17 protein-coding genes are annotated in these 23187 nt (G+C 45.8%); 14 read left to right on the top strand and 3 right to left on the bottom strand.

The window, feature by feature from the left end; all coding sequences use genetic code 11:
• Positions 1-172: 172 nt before the first annotated feature.
• From GTQ38_RS20445 to GTQ38_RS20410, 9 genes are all read left to right on the top strand, one after another.
• Complete coding sequence (locus GTQ38_RS20445; RefSeq protein ID WP_161437449.1) at positions 173-769, top strand: ribonuclease HII; 597 nt, start codon at positions 173-175, stop codon at positions 767-769.
• An 84-nt stretch (positions 770-853) separates the two neighbouring features.
• Positions 854-3316: a ribonuclease HII gene (locus GTQ38_RS20440; RefSeq protein WP_161437448.1), complete on the top strand. Its 2463-nt coding sequence runs from the start codon at positions 854-856 to the stop codon at positions 3314-3316.
• A gap of 207 nt (positions 3317-3523) precedes the next feature.
• Positions 3524-4861: an OmpA family protein gene (locus GTQ38_RS20435; RefSeq protein WP_161437447.1), complete on the top strand. Its 1338-nt coding sequence runs from the start codon at positions 3524-3526 to the stop codon at positions 4859-4861.
• Between the two features lie 36 nt (positions 4862-4897).
• Positions 4898-5584, top strand: coding sequence for a DUF3108 domain-containing protein (locus GTQ38_RS20430; RefSeq protein ID WP_161437446.1), 687 nt, complete (start codon positions 4898-4900; stop codon positions 5582-5584).
• A 176-nt stretch (positions 5585-5760) separates the two neighbouring features.
• The gene (locus GTQ38_RS20425) at positions 5761-8664 is read left to right on the top strand and encodes a hybrid sensor histidine kinase/response regulator transcription factor (RefSeq protein WP_161437445.1); all 2904 of its coding nucleotides are present in this window, start codon (positions 5761-5763) and stop codon (positions 8662-8664) included.
• A 156-nt stretch (positions 8665-8820) separates the two neighbouring features.
• Positions 8821-8970: a hypothetical protein gene (locus GTQ38_RS21085; protein ID WP_238858055.1), complete on the top strand. Its 150-nt coding sequence runs from the start codon at positions 8821-8823 to the stop codon at positions 8968-8970.
• 30 nt (positions 8971-9000) lie between these two features.
• A complete protein-coding gene (locus tag GTQ38_RS20420) occupies positions 9001-10323 on the top strand; it encodes an OmpA family protein (RefSeq protein ID WP_161437444.1) in 1323 nt (440 codons plus the stop codon).
• Between the two features lie 4 nt (positions 10324-10327).
• Positions 10328-12760: a hypothetical protein gene (locus GTQ38_RS20415; protein WP_161437443.1), complete on the top strand. Its 2433-nt coding sequence runs from the start codon at positions 10328-10330 to the stop codon at positions 12758-12760.
• An 18-nt stretch (positions 12761-12778) separates the two neighbouring features.
• Positions 12779-13255, top strand: coding sequence for a DUF11 domain-containing protein (locus tag GTQ38_RS20410; protein WP_161437442.1), 477 nt, complete (start codon positions 12779-12781; stop codon positions 13253-13255).
• 1 nt (position 13256) lies between these two features.
• Here the strand turns inward: GTQ38_RS20410 and lipB are convergent, their stop codons facing one another.
• Genes lipB through GTQ38_RS20395 form a run of 3 tightly spaced genes read right to left on the bottom strand, consistent with a single transcriptional unit; the run spans position 13257 to position 14907 of the window.
• Complete coding sequence (gene lipB / locus GTQ38_RS20405) at positions 13257-13973, bottom strand: lipoyl(octanoyl) transferase LipB (protein WP_161437441.1); 717 nt, start codon at positions 13971-13973, stop codon at positions 13257-13259.
• 32 nt (positions 13974-14005) lie between these two features.
• Entirely contained in the window at positions 14006-14743 is a 738-nt protein-coding gene (locus GTQ38_RS20400; RefSeq protein ID WP_161437440.1) for a hypothetical protein, read from the bottom strand.
• Positions 14744-14751: 8 nt separating this feature from the next.
• Positions 14752-14907 (bottom strand): YqaE/Pmp3 family membrane protein, encoded by a 156-nt coding sequence (locus GTQ38_RS20395; protein ID WP_161437439.1) that lies wholly within the window; start codon positions 14905-14907, stop codon positions 14752-14754.
• Positions 14908-15006: 99 nt separating this feature from the next.
• Here GTQ38_RS20395 and GTQ38_RS20390 point away from each other — a divergent pair, with 99 nt between their 5' ends.
• The 5 genes from GTQ38_RS20390 to GTQ38_RS20370 all read left to right on the top strand — a co-directional run bounded on the left by GTQ38_RS20390 (position 15007) and on the right by GTQ38_RS20370 (position 23089).
• Positions 15007-15531, top strand: coding sequence for a GNAT family N-acetyltransferase (locus GTQ38_RS20390; RefSeq protein WP_161437438.1), 525 nt, complete (start codon positions 15007-15009; stop codon positions 15529-15531).
• A 101-nt stretch (positions 15532-15632) separates the two neighbouring features.
• Positions 15633-17324, top strand: a complete 1692-nt coding sequence (lysS, locus tag GTQ38_RS20385) for a lysine--tRNA ligase (RefSeq protein ID WP_161437437.1) — start codon at positions 15633-15635, stop codon at positions 17322-17324.
• Between the two features lie 118 nt (positions 17325-17442).
• A complete protein-coding gene (locus GTQ38_RS20380) occupies positions 17443-20181 on the top strand; it encodes a PSD1 and planctomycete cytochrome C domain-containing protein (protein WP_161437436.1) in 2739 nt (912 codons plus the stop codon).
• A 2-nt stretch (positions 20182-20183) separates the two neighbouring features.
• Positions 20184-21692, top strand: a complete 1509-nt coding sequence (locus tag GTQ38_RS20375) for a DUF1501 domain-containing protein (protein WP_161437435.1) — start codon at positions 20184-20186, stop codon at positions 21690-21692.
• Positions 21693-21703: 11 nt separating this feature from the next.
• Positions 21704-23089, top strand: coding sequence for a c-type cytochrome domain-containing protein (locus GTQ38_RS20370; RefSeq protein ID WP_161437434.1), 1386 nt, complete (start codon positions 21704-21706; stop codon positions 23087-23089).
• The last annotated feature ends 98 nt before the right edge of the window (positions 23090-23187 follow it).

The following is a 23187-nucleotide window of genomic DNA, read 5'->3' as shown; positions in this document are numbered from 1 at the left end:
TAATTATGCAAGCATAATACCCAACTCGGCCACTCTCTTGTTAAAAAAATGTAAGGAATTGAAGATTCTTCAACATTTGATTTTATTAATTAGCATAACATCATAATTTTAACAATTTTCATTGAAGTTTAGATGCAGAAACCCATGGAAGCAAGAGTAATATTCAACAAAAATGCTTGAAAATCAATATAGTACGTCATTAGAAGCAGGTACAGATGAAGCAGGCAGAGGTTGTCTGGCCGGTCCGGTAACGGCTGCTGCCGTAATCCTCCCCAAAGCTTATGAAAATGCGGAATTAAATGATTCCAAAAAACTTACGGAAATTAAACGCAAAGTGCTCAAAGTCGTTATTGAGAAGGAATCCCTGTATTTTGGGGTAGCCCATATTTTTCCCGATACTATAGATGACATTAACATTTTAAACGCCTCTATCCTCGCGATGCACCATGCGCTGGAAAACCTGGACTCCCAACCTGAATTCATCCTTGTAGATGGAAACAGGTTCAAGGTCTACAAAGACATACCGCATAGATGCATTATCAAGGGAGATGGAAAGTATATGAATATCGCGGCCGCCTCTGTGCTGGCAAAAACCTATCGCGATGCCTATATGGCAAAGATACACCTGGAGTACCCAATGTATAATTGGAAACAAAACAAGGGCTACCCTACTAAAGAACACCGTGAGGCTATTCGCAAATACGGGCTGACCAAATACCACAGAAGGAGTTTTAAGCTTCTGCCGGATCAGCTAAAATTGGAATTTTAAACAAAGGCAAATCGGTTTCCGGACTTTTCCGAAATTAAGCATCCAAAAGCTAATATTGTTCTAAATTTGCTCCAAACAAAGGAAATGAAGTACTCTATTCTGGCGCTTTTGGTTTTCGTTTTGATCCTATCCTGCCAAACGGAAAAAGCCAGTTCTGCCACCGAACTTGATTTCTGCCCGGATAGCGCTACGGTGGTCATTAAGATTAACCACCTCTCTAATTTTAAAAGTCAACTCAAGAACAACAAACTACTGGAGCGGCTTGGCAATACAGGAATCCACTCGGAAATTTCAGAATATTTTGCGCTTTTAGATCTCCTACAGACCGAAGAGCAGGGATTGTTGGCGCTACAAAAAAGATCGGATAGTACTACCAACTTCCTTTTTGTCACCCGCGAGCAGGAAGGGATCCTTGATCTTGAAGATCGCGAGAACAAAAGCATGGAGTCCATAACCATAGACGGGTTAAGCTTTCAGAAGTACCAGTTAGATAAAAGGATCTTTTTTAGCACACTCCGTTCCGGGTACCTGCTGGTCTCATCTTCTGCGGAATACCTTAGATCTGCGCTCGACCAAATGGGCCGGAAAGAAACTGACCCGGCATTTAAGGGTCTATATCGTGCGTCTGACACTGTGAAGGTGGCCTCCGTATTCATCAAACCTCAGAATCCGGGGATCTTCACCGAAAATCTTTTCAAGGAAAATTCATCCTTGAAGGAAGACCTCTTTTCGGGTTGGACATCGCTTGATATTACCAATGGACAAGACTACCTCGGATTATCCGGACTATTCACCACAACCGAAAACGAGTCAGCCTCCCTCAATCTATTCCGGGATACCAAACCGCTTTCCAGTATTATTCCCTCACTTGTGCCGGGAAGTGCAGAGGGCCTTCTGGCCTTTTCCTTTGGTGATTATGTGCAGTTTGCTAAAAATCAAAGCAAGTATTTCAATCACAAAATACCAGGAGATACGCTTTTCAGGACTTCCGAAGAAGTTGGGATATTATATCATGGGGGCAAGAAGGCCGTGGTACTTCAAACTTATGCCAGCGATGCGATTCTCGAATTTCTTCAGGGGCTGGAGACCGGTCTTTCCACTTATCAGGGAAGCGATATACACGCTTTGAGAAAACACGATTTTCTGGAGAATTACTTTAGCCCTATTATCACTGATTTTGAGGCTAACTACACCACTGTGGTTAACGACGCCTTTATCTTTACCCAAGACCTGGAGCTGCTTCAGTTGATCCTAAGGAATATTAAATCCAAGAGCACATTTGATCAAACAGCCACCCTTCAGTCGGTATCTGGCTCTATGGCCGATGAATCAAGCGTGTTATTTATAGCGAGGTCAGACGGATACCAAAGTCTCATGGAAGAGGAATTTTTAAGTGAATTCCTGGGAGACCTGAAGGCTTCGGACCTCAAGGACTACACCATGGCAGGGCAACTCATCGCGGATACAGGATTCCATCACGCTAATCTCGTCATACAGAAGATAACCGCTCCAGCTAAGGAGAACACTACTTCACAAGCTTTTACAGTCCGATTGGATGCTCCCATCGCCACCGATCCGCAGTTCGTACTAAACCACAGGACCCGGAGGAAAGAGATCGTTGTACAGGACGAATCCAACTTTCTGTATCTCATTTCCGGAGAGGGAAAGGTAATTTGGAAAAAACAACTCGAAGGTCGAATACAGGGTAAGATCGAACAGGTAGACATTTATAAGAACGGCCGACTACAATTGGCCTTTACAACCAGCAATCAATTCTTAATACTGGACCGCAATGGTAAAGAAGTAGCTCCTTTCACAAAAAAGTTCGAGGGAGGAAACCTTAATCCACTGGCCGTTTTTGACTATGAGGGTAACCGGAATTATCGTTTTGTTGTCACACAGGGTAGAAAAGTATTTATGTACAACTCCAAAGGACAGATCGTAAGCGGTTTTACCTTTACAGAAGCAGATAGTCCTATCATACGCAAACCGGAGCACATACGGATACGCAACAGGGATTATCTGGTCTTTATGACAGAGGAGCAGCAACTTCTTCTTTTAAGCCGGGTAGGAAAAGAACGGATAAAGGTGACTGAATCCATTGAGTTTTCAGATAACAGGGTTTATCTCTACAAAAACAACTTCATCACCACAGATAAAAAGGGGAATCTCATCACCATTTCCGAGAAGGGAAAACTAAGCAGGACCAGGCTCAATCTGGCGGAAGACCACGGTATTGATGCTACCATAAAGACCCTGGCTGTAATGAACGACAATATTCTTAGCATTAAGGGCAAAGAGGTGTCTTTGGAATTGGGAGTATATACAAGGCCCCGGATATTCTATCTGTACGATAAGATATACGTCAGTGTGACGGATCTGCAAAGTGAACAGGTCTACCTCTTTGACAGTGCCGCCAAAAGCATTCCATCATTCCCGGTTTTCGGTTCGTCAGAAATAGACCTGGACGATCTGAATAACGACCGTAAACTTGAATTAGTGGTCCGCGAAGGGGAAGACCAGCTTTCCGTGTATAGAATGAATTAATACATTATCCCTGTAAATCCATACACTTAATTATACCAATTGTACAATTTTCTGCCCTCTGCGGGCTATTTTCCCTAATTTCCAGAGATAAATGACTGCTACAGCCCTATTTTGAAGGATTTTTCCAGCTTTTTTTGAAATCGTATAGTACGGAATTTCCTTGCCAAAATTGTACATTTAAGAAACACTATAAACACACTACAGACCATGAAAAGAATTGTACCCCTCTTACGTATATCCATTCCCTTCTTTCTACTTCTCCTCGCAGCTCCCGATGCGCAGGGACAGCTGTTGAAAAAGCTCAAGAAAAGAGCTGAACGGGCCGCGGAAAGAACCGTAGAACGACGGGTGGACCAGGAAACCAGTAAGAAGACCGATGAGGTCCTCGATAGCATTCTGGAACCTGGAAAAAAAGGAAAAACACCTACCGGTAAGGACGGCCAACCGTTGCCCGGAGGAGATAATCCAAACAATACCGGAAACGACGGCCAGGGAGGGCCGGATGCCAATGCCGGTGAGAGTGGCCCTGAATCCATCACTGTCTATAGCAAATTCGACTTTGTTCCCGGGGACCAACCCATGTTCTTTGATGATCTTGCCTATGACTTTGTCGGAGATTTCCCGGCCAAATGGAATACCAATGGAAGCGGGGAGGTAGTTACCGTTAATGATTCGCCTGAAAAATGGCTGGAAATGGTACCAGGATATAATATCTACTATATTCCGGATGTACCCACCCTACCGGAAGAGTATACCATTGAATTTGACCTGTTGGCCGTGGGCCTGGACAGGCAGACCTCATCAACAGCCATCCTGGATGTGGTCTTAAGCGATGATAGCATGTTTAAGAGAGGGGCCAACTTTGTACAAGCCAAACTGCCCTTCTGCCAATATGCTGCTATCGGGATCAATATGGAAAACCACATCAACAATAAACGGGTGATCTACAGCACCGTCAGGGCAGATGTAAGGGATGAGGTCATCAACAGACCTCATGTCTCCATTGCGGTAAACAAACAGCGCTACCGCCTCTGGATCAATGAGGAAAAGCATGTAGACATCCCCAGAATTGTTCCTACGGGGGCTGTACTGAGTACGTTAAAATTCGGTATCAATAACTTTAAAGATGGAAAAGAACGCCTGTTTATTACCAATCTCAAAGTAGCCAAGGGCGGGGTAGATCTGAGGCGAAAACTACTTAGTGAAGGACGTATCTCTACCAATGCCATTTTGTTCGATTCCGGTTCCGCTAACCTGCAACCTCAGTCCATGGGCGTAATCCGGCAGATCTCCCAGGTATTGCAACAGGATGGGAACATCAAACTCAATATTATCGGCCATACCGATTCAGACGGGGATGATGCCAACAATATGTCCTTATCCAAAAAACGAGCTGATGCCGTAAAAAGCGCTCTGGTCAATATCTACAATGTAGATACTAACAGACTGACCACAGAAGGAAAGGGGGAAACTGAACCTGTAGGAGACAACGGAACCAGCGAAGGCAAAGCCCAGAACAGAAGAGTGGAATTTGTAAAAATTTAAGTTCTAAATAAACCGGTTAATACCTTATTAAGCCCTATGAAAAATGTATTTATTACCCTTTGCCTGATTTTCCTGGGTTCGTCCTACGCCCTTTCTCAAAACTGTAGTAAGTATTACCTTATTGAGGAGAATGCGACCTTCCAGTATACCATGTATGGAAAAAATGGGAAATCTGATGGCACTATTGACTACAGGGTTTCCGATGTGAATTCTGATGGATCCGTTACTCACGCCAAAATGAACATGAAGGTTAAGGACAAAAAAGGTAAGAAGGTGGCGGAATCGAGTTATAACCTTAGTTGTAGTGGAGATAAGGTAACGATCGATTTTGAATCCCTGCTTAATTCTGATATGATGGCACAATTCCAGGATATGGAAGTAGAAGTAACCGGAACCGATATAGAACTTCCAAATGAGTTGAACGTAGGTCAGGCATTACCGGACGCAAGTGTTTCCATGCAGGTAGCCGCGGGTGTCACGAACATCAATATGACGGTGGATATGGTGAACCGAAAAGTAGAAAAAAAAGAGACCCTGACCACTCCTGCCGGCACCTTCGAATGTTACGTCATTTACAGTGACAACAAGACCAAAATGATGATGGAACGTAATTTTCCCTCCAGAATGTGGCTAACAGAAGGTGTTGGAATGGTCAAGACGGAGAATTACAATCAGGGTGGTAAATTAGTTAGTAGTACCGTTCTAACGGCTTACAGCAACTAAAAATAGGCGGCTCGGCCGTATTATCAGGACTATAGCATTCATTGTTATGACGGCTGTGATCCGGTGTAATCCTGCCCACGGCTTTGTTGTTACAGGCGTACCAGGAGATGTTACATTTGTCCTAGTCGGAAGCTGCGATATTTTGTACTATTAAGGGTAACCAGATACTCCCAGAAATGCGTGTTCTTTTTGGCGTTTTGTGTTCGATGCTTTCCCTAAGCATCCCGGTTAATGCCCAAACCGAAAGGATTGAGGATTCGGTGAGGACAGCGCGATTATATTCTGAATTCGACTCCATTATTCATTCTGACGCCAAAGTTGCGAAGCAGTATATAGACAGTCTTGAACTGCTTGCCCAGAGATCTCATTATCGGAAAGCGCTTTATTTTTATCAATCCAGCCAGGCATATTACCTCTTCGTAAAGTCTAAATTGCCGGCATCCATGCGGCTATACGAAAAAGCCCTTGAAACTGCCCGGACCCTGAATATGGATAAAGAATGGGTTAAGACCAGGATTTGGGTGGGCAATCACCACTTCTTTAACAACAAAAGAGAACAAGCCCGTTCTGCCTACGAGGAGGCACTGGCCACCTCAAAAAAGATCAACTTTCCTGACGGCATCGCCAACGCTTATTTTGGTCTGGCCTCGCTAAAGGATGAAGGTGATCAGGTGATGCGCTATTTGCTACAGATAGATTCCATGTACACGGCAAATAAGAGCTCCAGTCCAATACTGGCCAACGCTCTGGGCCACATTGGAAAGCTGTATTTCGAATCGGATAATCACCTTATGGCTAAATCTTATCTAAAGAAATCCATAAAAGTCGCTAAAGAGAATAACTACATCCCCGGAATTATAGGTTTCAAGATATTCCTGGGGGATATCGCCGTAAAGGAAGACAGCCTGGACCTGGCCAGGACATACTATCGCTCGGCTTTGCATGGTAAAGCAGACCAGAACGACTCCATCAACCTGGCACATGCCATGGTGAATTTAGGGGAACTTGAATATAAATTAGGCAAGCTAGCAAAAGCGGAAGAGTACCTTATCCAGGGCTTAGAAACTTTCCAGAAATATGATGACTTTGTAAATACCACTTTTGCCAGCCTGATGCTTTCAGAACTCTATTCAGCGAAGGGCAACAGGCCTCAGGCTCAGAAGTACCTGGATTACGCCCGGGACAATCCAAAATACCTTTCGGAAGCAAAATACCAGCTAAGGCTTCTCCAATCCGAAATACAGTTTCACGAGCAGTTCGGTGAGTTCCATCAGGCCTACCTAAAGCAGAAAAAACTGGACAGTCTCAGAGCCGATCAAATCGGGAAGCAGAACGCAGAAGCCTTTATGGCATTGGAACAGGAACACAACGCGGCGAAAAAGGAACAGGAAATAGCCTTACTTAAAACAGAAAACGCCCTGGCTGCACAGCAAAAAAGGAATCAGCTTAATCTCCTGCTGGCAGGCATGGGTATACTGTCCGTGGTAGGTCTGTTTTTTTTCTTCCTATTCAGAAATCGTCAAAAGACAGCGCAAAAATTAAGGGAATTAGACAGGGTGAAATCTGATTTCTTTGCCAACATATCCCATGAATTCCGTACTCCGCTGACCTTGATTAGCGGACCTTTACAGCAAAAACTAGAGAATAATTCTTTAGGCCCTGCCGAGCGGGAAGAACTCATGCTGATGCAGCGCAACTCCCAAAGGTTGCTACGTCTGGTTGACCAATTACTGGCACTATCCAAATTGGAGTCTGGCAGCTATCAATTGCGAGTAGGGCAAGGAGATCTGGGAAGCTTATTAGGTTCCATAGCGGAATCATTCAGGTTTCCGGCGAAACAAAATAAAATTCAATATGAAGTAAATGTTACCTCCATGGATTCGTGTTGGTTCGACAGGGATCTCATTGAAAAAGTAACAGTTAACCTGTTATCCAACGCGCTGAAGTACTCTCCGGTATCCGGAAGCGTTCAGCTGAAAGCATCGCAAAAGGGAAAATTTCTAAGGTTGGATGTTGAAAACACAACTGGTGACCTGGACGAAAAAAATCTCGAAATGCTATTCAGCAGGTTCTACCAGGCCGACCACCGGGCTGAAGGGGCCGGCATTGGCCTGGCACTTGTGAAAGAGCTGGTGGAACTGGCTCACGGTAAGATCAAATTAAAGCTAAAGAAGGATGGAAAGCTTAGGTTTAGGGTACGGCTACCACTTGCTAAAAAGTATTTCAGGTCTGAAGAGATTTCTGAAGACGTAATCTTACCTCAAAACCCAATTCCTGAACTGGTGTCTCATAAGGCCGGGGAAGTAACAGAAGCTGGAACTTCCGAGGAAAAGCCCATTCTGCTTGTCGTTGAAGACAATGCAGATGTACGGCAATTTGTAAAGAAATCCTTTTCTGGTGATTTCAAAGTGCTCGAAGCGGAAAATGGGGTTGATGGTCAGCACAAAGCAGTGGAAAGCATTCCTGATATCATTATATCGGATATTATGATGCCTGAAATGGACGGGCTTGAGTTATGTGCTTTACTGAAGCAGGACGAGCGCACCAGCCATATCCCTGTGATCCTGCTTACAGCAAGGGCCGGTGAGGAAGATCAATATAAAGGTTTGGAAAATGGCGCGGACGACTATGTCACCAAACCCTTCAAGCTAAAACTACTAAGAAGTCGCGTTCATAACCTGATCAGTTCCCGCAAACTTTTAAGACAGCGGTACAGCCAGGAGATCGTCCTGAAGCCAAGGGACATTGCCATAACCAACCTTGACGAACAATTCCTCAGTCGGGTTCAGGAGGTATTGGATGTAAATCTGACCAACCCCGTCTTTACTGTAAAAGAATTCAGCGAACATATGGGAATGAGCCGTATGCAGCTTCACCGAAAGCTCAAGGCACTAACCGGTTTCGCCACTTCCGAATTCATTCGTTCGCAACGTCTGAAAATGGCTGTTACACTATTAGAAAAAAGTGATGTATCCATTTCCGAAATTGCCTATCAGGTAGGCTTCAATGATCCCTCCTACTTTGCCAAGTGCTTTAAAGAGGCCTACGGATGCAGTCCAAAGGCGTATTTGTATGCCTAAATCAGATCTAACACACTGATTATCATAGATTTTCATCTATGTTACATATTTTATAGAGCTGGATACATTTCTTTTAGCCCGCTGCTTTATTCCTGCTTACATTCCATAATACAAACTACTCTCCCCCTACACCCAATCTAAAACTTCTTCAGCGAAATGAAAAAGAAGCAGTATGAAGGAAGTATCAAAAGGTTACCGGCGAACGATATCTATTTAAATGTGACTCACCTGGAAAAAGGGAATTACAAACTCAAAATCATCCATAACAATAAGATCATTAAGTGTACAAAATTCACTAAACGCTAAATAGAAATTTAACTTCAAAACCAGTAGAAAATGAAAAAAATCGCCATCTGTATTCTGGTTGCCCTTTTTGGAGGAGTCGCACCAGCACAGGGACAACTGTTGAAGAAACTGAAGAAACGAGCAGAACGGGCCGCGGAAAGAACCGTAGAACGACGGGTAGACCGGGAAACCAGCAAGAAGACCGACGAGGTCCTGGACAGCATTCTGGAACCCGGAAAAAAAGGAAAAAAACCTAAAGGAAAGGACGGCCAACCGTTACCCGGAGGAGATAATCCAAACAATACCGGAAACGATGGCCTGGGCGGTCCGGATACCAATGCCGGTGAGAGCGGCCCTAAATCCATCACCGTCTACAGTAAGTTCGACTTTGTCCCCGGAGACCAACCCATGTTCTTTGATGATTTTGCCTACGATTTTGTTGGGGATTTCCCGGCCAAATGGAATACCAATGGTAGCGGGGAAGTAGTAACCGTTAATGATTCGTCCGAAAAATGGCTGGAAATGGTACCAGGGTGGGATATCTTCTACATCCCGGATATTCCCAACCTACCGGAAGAGTACACTATTGAATTTGACCTGCTGGCCCTGGGCCTGGACAGGCAGACCTCTTCAACGGCCATTCTGGATGTGGTCTTAAGCGATGATAATATGTTTAAGCGAGGAGCCAACTTTGTACAGGCTAAACTACCCTTCTGCCAGTATTCTCAGATAGGGATAAATATGGAAAACCACATCAACGGCAAGCGGGTTATTTACAGCACTATCAATGCAGATGTACGGGAGGAGGTCATCAACAGACCCCATATTTCCATAGCAGTCAACAAACAGCGCTACCGCCTTTGGATCAATGAGGAAAAACATGTGGACATTCCCAGAATTGTTCCTACGGGGGTCATACTGAATACCATCAAATTCGGTATTAACAACTTTAAAGATGGGAAAGAACGCTTGTTTATTTCCAATCTCAAGGTAGCCAAAGGAGGGGTAGACCTTCGCAGAAAATTGCTCCGTGAAGGACGTATCTCTACCAATGCCATTTTGTTCGATTCCGGTTCGGCCAACCTGCAACCGCAGTCCATGGGAGTGATAAGGCAGATCTCACAGGTGCTGCAGCAAGATGGTAACATCAAGCTGAATATTATAGGACATACCGATTCGGACGGAGATGATTCCAACAATATGTCCTTATCCAAAAAAAGGGCAGACGCGGTAAAAAGCGCACTGGTCAATATTTATAATGTTGATGGCAGTCGACTAAGGACAGAAGGCAAAGGCGAGACCGTACCGGTTGGAGACAACGGAAGCAGCGAAGGCAAGGCCCAGAACAGAAGAGTGGAATTCGTGATAATATAGTCCTATGAAAAAGTATATTCTTATTCAAATAGTTTTGCTCTGCCTTATTGGATTCTCTATTCCTCAATCCGCATCATCTCAGTATATATGTGAGAGTTGCGAGGCATATAACTTTACTTCAACCGGTATGGTAGACCATGACGGCCTTAGCTCGACAGGAGTGGACGGCAGGGAATTCGACCTGCTTTCCTTATACAAACGAGGTGGGCGTACTACCCCCGATTGCCTGGTATTTAAAAGCCCGAACAATATGGATCATGTAGTGGTACCGGGACATTGGACATGCACTCCTCCCGGTTGGCGTATGAGGCAGATAGAAGCCAACTTTGAAGCCATGATCAAATCCCGTGGCAAGTTTAGTGAATATGGCAATGTACGTAAGAAATGGTTCTTTTTCCTGGAAGGAAGGACTCCGGATCAGGACGCCCAGGCCTACATTTTTGAGGACCAGTGCTGGATGCGATCCGTTGCCTGGGCAGAAGATGGAAGCCTGGATGATTTCAAGCAAACCGTTGCTCACGAATGCGGCCATTGCTACCAGATAGAGAATATGGAAGGTGAGGATTATTTCTACCACGCCTGGTTAGATGAGGCCAATGCCGAGTTTCTTTCTACCCTGGTGTACCCTGCCAATAACCTGGAACACTATTCCGCCGGGGACTTCGACCTGGACGATACCATATTTAAACAGGCCTATAAGTTTAACGTTATGCTGCAACACTATGCAAATCAATTCTCCATAAGGCAAACAATGTTATTAGTAAGGCAATCATTCAAGGTTAGCCCCGGCCGACTGACGCGGCATTATAAAAGCGCTGGCTTTGATCAGATCCTGCACGAGGCCTATTTTACCCACTTTAAGGGAGAGGTGGAAGACTCCGGCGGAGGTTATGTGCCAAGAGAAAGGGAAGTAAAACTGCGCCAGGATCCCGTAGACATGATCCCCGGACCGGCACAGACGGTAGACCTGGACTCCATTCGTCCACAAAGGCTCAACGTATACGGGCTGAAGTTACCTCCGGGATATGACCTGACCATAAACCCACCTGTAAGCAGTAGTGCCCCGGCATATTTCTCTTTAAAAGCAAATGAGCTGGAAATCCTGGACTGGAACAGACAGGTAAAAATTAAAGGTGAATGCGACGAGGAGGTCCGGGTTATGATACTGTCTACACATATGAACCCCAGGACCGTTAGAGGCACTAAAGTCACCTATAAGCTTAAAGAACGCGAAGGATGCTGTAGTGCAGACCTTGTGGTAGAGGAAAATCCAACAGAAAATGAATTAGACGGTAAATTCGCCTTTGATTACTATATAGAATCCACGATAAACTATAATACGGACGGCGAGAGTAATTCCCTCAACATGAATTATTACGTTAACTCCAAGGACGGTTCCATATTACTCCCTGTCTCTTTTCTTAATGATAATTTCGGAACTTCTTCCAACCGTAGTTTGGAGGCCAACGCAGTGATCTGGCTTGCCAATGGACAACTGGTGGGTTATGTTGATGATCTGTATGAAGGTGTAAAAAGGGCGATAACCATTGACCTCAACCAGACCCGTTCAGATATTATGGGAGTGCGAATAGTGAAAGTGGCCGAGCTGCTCAGGGAAGGCAGGAGCAGTGGAATATCTCCGGCACCACTTCCTGCCGGTAGCCGATGGATCGGAAAATCCCGGGCTTATGCCTTTAATCAACAGGAAAGGTCAGATCCAGGCAAGATCAACAAAGTTACCGCTTACATCAGCAACGAGTCCGTACCCTTTAGCAGTCCTATGCCTTCCTTTGGCTTTATGGCCGGTTATATCAGGGATGCAGCAGGAAGCAACAAGAACCTGGCGTATACCCGTTTTGACCTTCCCAATGGAGATATGTTCGAGGTTCACCTTAACCATATGGAAAAACTCTGTGCCACCTTTGACGGGGCGGGCTATAAAAAGATGACCCTTGGAGCCAGTACAGGGGCCATAGCCGCCATGACGGAGGCAGAGCAAAACGCCTTTGCGGATAGCCAGAACGAACTCAACAATCAGATGCTGGCAATGCTCAAAGATATGGAACGCTGTAACGGGGATAAAAGATGCGAGGCTGAGGTCACTAAAAGAATGATGGCTATTCAGAGACAGATGCAGGACGCGGTTTACGATCTTCCTGAAGATCCGAGCTTATCCGGTACAGCGGCCTCAGATCATCAATTACTGGAGAGAGACATACGCGATCGGATGCGTCCGATCCAGGAACAGATTATTGACACTGAAGTTCGTTGCGACAGATTGAGCAGGCAAGATGCGGCCTGTGGAGGTTGTATGAGTCTGGCCGTTGAACGATGCAAAGACGACCTCGAGGACCAGAGGGAGCAATTGTACGCTCTGGAGTGTCAGCTTGCCAGATTAAAAGGTTTGGAAGATCTGATGGACAATTGTCCACGTTAATATTAAATCCAGATAATTATGAAACTTAAAAAAATTTATGTCCTTTTGCTTTTATTGCCCTTAATGTCATTTTCACAGGACCTGGAACTCGGTGTGCATGTACTCCCTACCTCTGTGATTGGCGATAGGATCATGTTCAATATTACGGTTAGAAATAAGGACGAGGATCCCGCGAAGGGGGTAAGAGTAAAGGTCAATATGCGATCTGGTCTTAAGTTTTCAAGCTTTACCCCCAACACCCAGGATTTTGATCCTGAAACCGGGATCTGGCGCATTGGTACGGTAGACCGTTACAAGGCCAAAGTGCTTGGGGTAATCGCATTTTATGCCACAAAAGACGATGCTATCTTATCTGCTGAGATCATTGCCAGTTCAGGGATAGATCCGGACAGCACACCGGGTAATGGCATAGACACCAATGGCAATGGGATTATCGTGCATGATAAAGGTGATGAAGACGATGGGGATGCAGCCCAGAACGGACCTTATAATTAGTTTATACGGTCTTTTCTTCTCGGATTAGGGTGGCCTTGAACAGGGATTCAAAGTGGTTTAGAAGCTTTTGTTTGACCTCTTCTTCGTCTACCCTCTCCTTGCCTAACTCCACGTTCAAAGAGGTTACTGATTTGTCTTTGATGCCGCATGGGATCATCAGGTCAAAGTAGCCCAGGTCCGTATTGATATTAAAGGCAAAACCATGCATGGTTACCCAGCGGCTGGCCCTTACGCCCATAGCGCAGATCTTTCGGGCAAACGGTGTTCCCACATCAAGCCATACACCGGTTTCTCCGTCTGAGCGCTCTCCTTTAATTCCATAATCTGCCAGGGTAAGGATAACGATCTCTTCTAAAAACCGCAGATATTTGTGGATGTCCGTAAAAAAGTTGTCCAAGTCCAGGATGGGGTAACCGACCACCTGCCCCGGTCCGTGATAGGTAATATCTCCACCCCGGTTTATTTTGTAGAAGGTGGCATTCCTGTCTGCCAATTGGGATTCGTTCACCAGGAGATTAGACAGGTCTCCGCTTTTACCCAGGGTAAAAACATGTGGATGTTCAACAAATAATAGGTGATTAGGGGTGCTTAAGGAAGTGCCTTCCCTCCTGTTCTTTATTTTCAGGCCAACGATCTCATCAAACAGCTGCTCCTGATAGTCCCAGCAAGCCTTATAATCCATGTGGCCAAGATCCTGATATCGTACCTCCTTATTCATCCTGCAAAGATACGAAGAGCTTTCCAGAGAAGCTATTTTTCCAATTCTACTGAAATGTTCAGAGCTTCCGGATCTTTCATATAATCCAGGAACTTTACGGTATAGATCATGGTTTTTCCGTCCGCACTGAAGGTTGCCTCCTCTGCTGAGGCAGACTTTACCCTTTTTGGAAAGTGGTATTTCAGGGTATAGGTAGATCCGGACAGGAACATTTCCGCACCCTGCAGGCTATCCAGGCTCATCTGGTGCAACACGCTATCGGTGATCCTCGCGGTTCTCTTAAAGGTATTATCTTTAAAGGTGTAATTGACTTCGGAACTTTGGTAGTCCGAATTGATTGGGCTGTCTTGTGCGCCGGAATTCGGGCCTATGGCGCTGGCATTCTGAAAGGCGTTAAAGGCGTCACTAACCTCACCTACCTCTTTAAATTCGCTATACATATCAAATTTCATCACCCCGGTTTCCGGGTTCATGATCATATGCAGATTAAAAGGTTCCAGCTTTTTGAGCTTCGCCTGTTCCTCCGGGCTAAGGGTCGCGATGCTATCTTTCTTTTCTTCCAGGAAATCCTTAAAAGATATAATGGAATCCACTGGCTTTTCATTGGTTTGGGCCATTTCCTCCCCTGCCATCTCCATGAGCTCGGATCCGTCAAAATTGATCGATATTTTACCGGAACCGTCTTCCTCAAGAAATATCTCCTCTGTAAAATTGCATGCCGCTGCCAGGGCAACCACTGCAAGTAGCACCCAACATCTGATCTTATACATACTTCTGCCTAATTTGGATTATTTAAAATGATTAGCGCTGCAATGACCCCAGGCACCCAGCCACACAAGGTTAAAAGTAGTACAATTAAAATAGAACCACAACCTTTTCCGATAACCGACAAGGGCGGAAAAAGTATCGCGAGTAAGACTCTCCAGAAGCTCATAACGTAGGTTTTTGATGATGATGTACTTATGTGACGCTAAAAAAGTAATTCTGTTACACTTCATCATACCTATAAATATTCTGTATTTTTAGTGATAGGATGAAACTTACTTCTGAAAAGATCACACTGCGCAAATTTAGCGAGAAAGACGCCCCCCGGCTGGCATTATTGTGCAATAACATAAAGATCTGGAACAATGTACGCGATTACCTGCCCCATCCATATTCCGAAAAGGACGGTCTGGCTTTTGTCCGCGCCATAAAGGATGAGGATCCCCAGGCCACCTTTGCCATTGACTACGAGAATGAACTTGCAGGCTGTATCGGCATCCAACCTCAAAAGGATGTATATCGCCTGACGGCAGAAATCGGTTTTTGGATAGGAGAGCCTTTCTGGGGTAAGGGCATCGCTCCGGTGGCTATAAGATTGGTTGCTAAATATGTGTTTGAAGAACTGGGACTCGTCCGTATATATGCCTGCTGTTTTGACTTTAATACTGCTTCCCAAAAGGCGTTGATCAAAGCCGGATTTCACCGCGAAGGGGTAGCGGAAAAAGCCATCATTAAAAATGATCGCATAGGTGATGAGATCCGCTTTGCCATGATACGGAAAACAGCAGATTAAGCCTTCAAATCGGCCGGATTAATACCTTCTGTTTTGTTTAAATCATTCCATTGATAGATTTAGCCATTGTGGCTATATTTGCAGCTTAAATCCTTTTGAATATGCAGCTTTCTGAACAAGAAGTCGTAAGGCGAGAAAAATTGACCCGTTTGCGGGAGTTGGGAATCGATCCCTACCCGGCAGCGGAATATCCTGTTGATGCCACTTCCGGGAGCATAAAACAGGATTTTGTGGAAGGCGGGAAGGTGGTGATCGCAGGAAGGTTGATGTCCAGGAGGATACAGGGGAAGGCCTCTTTTGCCGAACTACAGGACAGTGAAGGTAGGATACAGGTTTACTTTAACAGGGATGAGATCTGCCCGGGTGAAGACAAAACCCTTTATAACGAAGTCTACAAAAGACTTTTGGATATAGGGGATTTCATTGGAGTAGAAGGAGAGCTTTTCATCACAAAAGTGGGAGAAAAGACCGTACTGGTCAAACACTTTACACTGCTGAGTAAAGCTTTGCGTCCCTTACCACTACCAAAAAAGGACGCGGAGGGTAACTTATACGATGAATTTAACGACCCTGAACTCAGGTACCGCCAACGCTATGTGGATCTGGTGGTGAATCCGTCGGTCAGGGATACTTTTGTAAAGCGCACCAGGATTACCAACAGTATTCGGGAATTCTATAATGAAAGAGGTTACCTGGAGGTGGAAACGCCTATTCTACAGCCTATTCCAGGTGGGGCTACCGCACGCCCGTTTGTCACCCATCACAATGCCCTGAACATCCCGCTATATTTGAGAATTGCCAACGAGCTCTACCTGAAAAGGCTCATAGTTGGTGGCTTTGATGCAGTTTACGAATTCTCTAAGGATTTCAGGAATGAAGGGATGGACCGAACCCATAACCCGGAGTTTACGGTTATGGAACTCTATGTGGCCTACAAGGATTACAACTGGATGATGAGCACGACGGAGCAATTACTGGAAAAGGTAGCCATAGACGCTACAGGATCAACCCGGGTTCCGGTTGGTGATGACGAGATAGAATTTAAGGCACCATATCCCAGAGTCCCTATACTTGGGGCGATCAAGGAACACACAGGTTACGACGTATCGGAAATGGATGAGGATGAATTAAGGGAAACCGCCAAAAAATTGGGTATAGAGGTAGACGATACTATGGGGGTAGGTAAGTTGATCGATGAGATCTTTGGCGAGGCTTGTGAGCATCACTACATCCAGCCGACGTTTATTACAGACTATCCTAAAGAGATGAGTCCGCTTACCAAAGAACATCGGACTAATCCAAGGCTAACCGAGCGATTTGAGCTTCTGGTCAACGGTAAGGAACTCGCTAATGCTTATTCCGAGCTGAACGACCCCATAGACCAGCGCGAACGTTTTGAAGAGCAGTTAAGGCTGTCCGAAAAAGGCGATGACGAAGCCATGTTCATAGACCAGGATTTCCTGCGGGCCCTGGAATACGGTATGCCCCCTACCAGCGGTATTGGAATTGGCATAGACCGCCTGGTGATGTTGCTCACCAACAATTCTTCCATACAGGAGGTGCTTTTCTTCCCTCAGATGAGGCCGGAGCAAAAACAGCTTCAACTTACGGAAGAGGAAAAGACCATAGTGAATCTTCTTAAGCCAGAGGGACAAATGGAGCTCGGTACCCTTAGATCCCGGACCGGCCTAAGCGGCAAAAAATGGGACAAATCCATGAAGGCCCTGGCCAAAAACGGCGTGATAAAAGTACAACTGGAGGGTGAGGCTAAAACCGTTACCCTGAAATCTTAGATTTCAGCAGGTAGACCTCCATCCCTGAGTTCAGGGCTTGTTTTGTTGCCCGACTCCTGATCAAAACCTCAGATTTTATAAGTATATTTAGTCTGCTGGTCTTTATTTTACAGGGGGAATGCAAAAAAAGATAACCGTCGCGCTCTTTGGGGTTTTGCTGATATTGGCAATCATCCTGCTATGGAATTTCCTTAAACCCTCAGATCCGGTAGATTTTAGCGCGGAAATCAAACCCATTTTCAACAAACACTGTATCTCCTGTCACGGAGGGGTGAAAAAAAATGGCGGACTAAGCCTGCTCTTTGAAGAAGATGCGCTGGGGCCTATGGATTCCGGAAAGGCCGCCATCGTCCCGGGAGAGCCCGGAGCAAGTGAACTCATCAGGAGGATAAAAGCCCATGATCCCGAATTGAGGATGCCTTACGAGAAACCCAGACTAAAAGATGATGAGATAGAGTTATTAAGCCGTTGGATAGACCAGGGAGCCCCCTGGGGTAAGCACTGGGCCTATACCCTTCCGGATAAGGTAGATCTCCCTGAAATTACTCAAGAAGCCGGCTTTTTGCCTGAAAAGGATCAGGATTTCCTTCAAAATGGAATAGACCAATTTGTGCTAACCCGGTTAAAAGCAGAAGGATTGCAGCCAAATCAGCAGGCATCCCGGGAAATACTTGCCAGGAGATTGGCTTTAGACCTTACAGGATTACCCCCTAATGCGCAACTTTTTGATGCATGGTTGGAAGCTGAGCTACCATATGAGGGGCTGGTAGATTCTTTACTGGCTTCAGAAACCTACGGGGAAAAGTGGAGCAGTTGGTGGCTTGATCTGGCGCGATATGCAGACACCAAAGGCTATGAAAAAGACCTTGGGCGTACCATCTGGCAATACCGTGACTGGGTGATAAGGGCATTTAACAAAGACATGCCCTATAACCAGTTCACCCTGGAACAATTAGCCGGCGACCTCTTACCTGAACCCTCTATGGATCAGTTGATAGCCACGGCCTTTCACCGGAATACCATGAACAACGATGAAGGGGGTACCGAAGATGAGGAGTTTAGAGTTGCCACTGTGATAGACCGTGTAAACACCACCTTTGAGGTCTGGCAGAGTACAACTATCGGGTGCACCCAATGCCATAGCCACACTTATGATCCCTTCAGGCACGAAGAGTATTACAAGCTTATGGCCTTCTTCAACAATACCCGGGATGAAGATACCCCGGGGGAAGAACCTGCGCTAAAATTCTACGAAGAAGAAGATCTGAGAAAGGTTGAAAAAATAAAGCAGTGGGTGGCCAAATACGGTTCTGCTGAAAGTGCGAGGAAATACCGTGATTTCCTATTGTTTAACGAGCCAATCTACCAGGCCCATACGGCAACCGGGTTTAAGAACGGAGAGCTATCAGATACCAAGTGGCTCTCGCTCTGGGACGACGGCTCCTGCCAGGTAAAGAACGTCCATACACATGGGGCTTCTTCGCTACTCTTGAACTACTGGTCTAATCTGAATGGCACGGAAATGACCATAAGAAAAGACCATGCAGGGGGTGAGATCCTGGCACGCTTCCGCATAGACAAAACCAGGGGAAGAATAATCCGTAAGATCCCCTTCAAACCTACAAACGAAGAACTTACGCTTTATTTTGAAGCCAACAATGACGGTATTCCCAAGGAGGCCGGAACTAGTTTCATAGTTTGGTTTGGTTTTATTGAAGACCTTCCGGGAAAAGGAGAACCCGGTTATACAGAGATTGACAACTCTTTCTTAAAACTGCTAAATACCCAGACGCCCAGCCTTCCTATTATGGCTGAAAACCCACATTATATGGGGCGGACAACCCAGGTTTTTGAAAGGGGTAACTGGTTGTTAAAGGCAGATACCGTAAGCCCTGCAACCCCGCAGGTTTTAAACCCCTGGGATCCGGAATGGCCAAAAAATCGAATGGGGCTGGCGAAATGGATCGTTAGTACAGAAAACCCTTTGACCGCCAGAACCCTGGTTAACCGTGTTTGGCATCAGTTTTTCGGTCGTGGGATGGTGGCTACTTTAGAGGATATCGGGAGTCAATCAGACCCCCCCTCCCACCCGGACTTGCTAGACTGGCTTGCCCTGCGGTTTATGCACGAACATCAATGGAGTATTAAAGGCCTGGTAAAGGATATTGTAATGTCCGGCACCTATCGACAGGATTCTGAAAGTAGCCCGGAGCTATACGAAAGGGATCCGGATAACGAGCTGCTAGCCAGAGGCCCAAGGCTTCGGTTAAGTGCCGAACAGATCAGGGACCAGGCCCTGGCCGTTTCCGGTCTGCTCAGTGACAAAATGTACGGGCCCGGGGTTATGCCACCTCAACCTGAAGGCATTTGGAAATCTGTTTACAACAGTCAAAAATGGGTAGAGAGTAAGGGAGAAGACCGCTACAGAAGAGCAGTTTATACCTATCTGAAAAGAACAAGTCCCTATCCTTCATTCGTGACCTTTGACGCCGGTAGCCGGGAAGTCTGCATGGTTAGGAGAACCGTTACAAACACCCCACTTCAGGCGCTGGTTACCCTTAACGATCCGGTTTACCTGGAAGCTGCACACCAAATGGCGGTTGCCAACGCCATCCCGGATGATCCGGACGGAACCATTTCCAGACTCTATCAAAAGGCAACTTTTAAGAAAATTGACGATCAGAAGCTCGGGGTTCTCAAAGAACTCTATACAGTATCACTAAAAGAATTCAGGGCAGATGAAACATCTGTTCAGGGTTTTTTATCCCTGGAAGCCCCTACCGAACCCGAGATCGCGGCACTTACTATTGTGGCAAATGCCATTATGAACCTGGATGAATTCCTGACGAAATCTTAACGATGGACCCTATACAAAAATTGATCAAGGAGAAAATAGAAAGAGAACTGCAGGCAAGGACCCGAAGGCATTTTATCAAAGAATGCGCCGCGGGCATGGGAGGCCTTGCATTTGGTTCCTTATTCGCAGCCTGCGATCGGAAGAAAGCAGTACCACAACCTACAGGAAGAAAGCTGACCGAACGCGACCTTAATCCGCTTTCCGTATTACCTCCTCCGAATATGTCCAGGATAAAATCTGTAATTTATCTTCATATGGCCGGCGCTCCTTCCCAGCTGGAGATGTTCGATTATAAGCCTCAGCTGCAAAAACTGCACGGTAAGCCTTGTCCGGAATCTCTGCTTGAAGGTAAGAAATTCGCCTTTATCAGGGGGATTCCCAAACTACTGGGGCCTCAATCTAACTTTAAGCAGGAAGGTGAATCCGGGAATTGGGTTTCGGACTATCTTCCACATTTTAGAAAGGTGATAGACGAAGTGGCTTTCCTGAAAGCAGTGCATACGGACCAGTTCAACCATGGCCCGGCCCAGCTATTCATGCATACGGGAACACCACGTCTTGGGAGGCCAAGCCTGGGTTCCTGGGTTACCTATGGCCTAGGATCCGAAAACCAGAACTTACCGGGATTTGTAGTGCTGATCTCAGGGGGTAATGACCCAAGTGCCGGGAAAAGTGTTTGGGGAAGTGGCTTCCTGCCTTCAATTTACCAGGGGGTGCAATGTCGCTCGGAAGGAGATCCTGTGCTTTATATTGAAGATCCGGAAGGAGTTTCCCGGGATATGAAAAAACGCACCATAGAGGCCATAAACGCCATAAACAAGGAGGAATATGCCAGGTATGCAGATCCTGAGATACTCGCCAGGATCAATCAGTACGAAATGGCTTATCGCATGCAGATCTCCGTACCTGAGATCATGAATATCAATAAGGAACCCAAACATATACAGGAGATGTACGGTGTGGTGCCGGGAGAGGAATCCTTTGCGAACAATTGTTTACTGGCAAGAAAGCTGGTAGAAGACGGTGTGCGCTTTGTGCAGTTGTACGATTGGGGATGGGACAGTCACGGTACGGACCCCTCCACAGCAATAGACCTCGGATTCAGGAACAAATGCCGGGATATAGACCGCCCTATGACAGCCTTACTGCTCGATCTAAAACAGCGAGGGCTACTAGAAGAAACACTGGTAGTTTGGGGTGGAGAATTTGGCAGGACCCCAATGCAGGAAAACCGAGAGGGAAAAGAAATGGGCTATATGGGCAGGGACCATCACGGAGATGCCTTTACCATGTGGATGGCCGGAGGAGGCATAAAAGGAGGCGCATCATGGGGTACCACCGATGAAATTGGGTTTTCCGCGGTAGAAGGGCGGGTTTCGGTACACGATGTTCATGCGACTATACTACACCTGCTGGGCTTTGATCATGAACAATTCACCTATAATTTCCAGGGAAGGCCATTCAGGCTTACTGATGTGGAAGGTGAGATAATCCATGAAATCCTTTCTTAATGGAGGGGTTTATGCAATTTTTCGGAAGGCTGCATCCGGTATTGGTGCACCTCCCTATAGGTTTCATTGTTTTTGGTGTGCTATTGCTTTGGACAGATCGAAAAAAGAAGCGATATGAACAGGTCATTGCCCTGGCTTTCCTCTGGGGTGCCATAAGCGCTCTCCTGGCTTCCCTAACAGGCTATGTACACTACAGACAGGAAGGTTATTCGTTTTCGTCCGTACAACTTCACCTCTGGACAGGTTTGATCACTACGGTCTTCTGCCTTTTGGTCTATCTGAGAGTAATAGAAAACTCATGGGTAAAGCTGTTGAGGGGTGCTTCACCGGTTGCTCTGTCTATTGTTTTGTTCCTGCTTATCTCAGTAACAGGGCATTTTGGGGGAAGCATTACCCATGGGGCCGATTTTCTTATAGAGCCGCTACCGCAATCCCTCCAAAGAACACTGGGATACGAAACCTTTGAAAAGAAAGAGATAGTGCTCAATGAGGAAAACTGGCAGCAACTCATTTTTTACGACAGTCTTATCGATCCGATGATACATAACTATTGTGCCAGTTGCCACAATCCAAGAAAGGCCAAGGCTAACCTCATTCTCACCGAACGCGAAGGAATTCTCAAAGGAGGAGAAAATGGAGAGGTAATAGTGTCCGGAGACCTTGAAAACAGTCCGCTCCATGCCAGGCTGATCTTACCCAAATCTCATGAAGATCATATGCCGCCGAGTGGAAAATCACAACCCTCCAAAGCGGAGATCAACCTCATCAGACAGTGGATCCTTAGCGGGAATTCCTTTGAGAAAACCCTTGGGGAGGCCGGTCTTAAAAAATCTGAGCTAATTACCTTTTTCAGAAAGGATTCCTTAGCAGGTTATCCCAAAGTAAATCCTCCGCCATTGTCCCCGGACAGTCTGGAGTTATTTAAGAAAAGTCGCATCCATATCAGTAGATTAAGCGCCAATTCAGAACTTGTAAGGGTATCCATGGTCAACAATCCTGCATTTCAGGACATGGATTTTGATCCGCTGCTCGGTATTGCCCAAAACATTGCGGTCCTTGATCTTGGTGGTACAGCCGTAACCGACAGCATTTTTGGAAAATTAGCGCAATTACCACACCTCACCGTCCTTAAACTGGACAATACAGGGGTAACCGGTGCACAACTGGAAAAGTTACAGGAACTGGAATATCTCAAATCCCTTAATTTGACAGCTACCCCCTTTGAAATAAACAATTTAGCGGCCTTAAATAGTTTCAAAAGTCTCCGGACAGTCTATCTGTACAACAGCCCGTTCACCGAGAAAAGCGGGGTGGAATTCCTCTCAAACAGCAATATTTCTATAGAATATGGCAATTACAGCCTGCCGGGCATCCCTTCTGACTCCATATCTTATTGATAATCAATTTCCTACAAAGGCTGCAATTCATCGAAATCCTGTTAAAATTTGAAATAAACGGAGTTCTGGAGGCGTTATTGGGTTAGAAACCCAAATCT

This window comes from Poritiphilus flavus, assembly GCF_009901585.1.
Classification (GTDB): domain Bacteria; phylum Bacteroidota; class Bacteroidia; order Flavobacteriales; family Flavobacteriaceae; genus Poritiphilus; species Poritiphilus flavus.
Note: the sequence above shows the minus strand (reverse complement) of the source record. Positions and strands in the feature narration are given on the sequence as shown.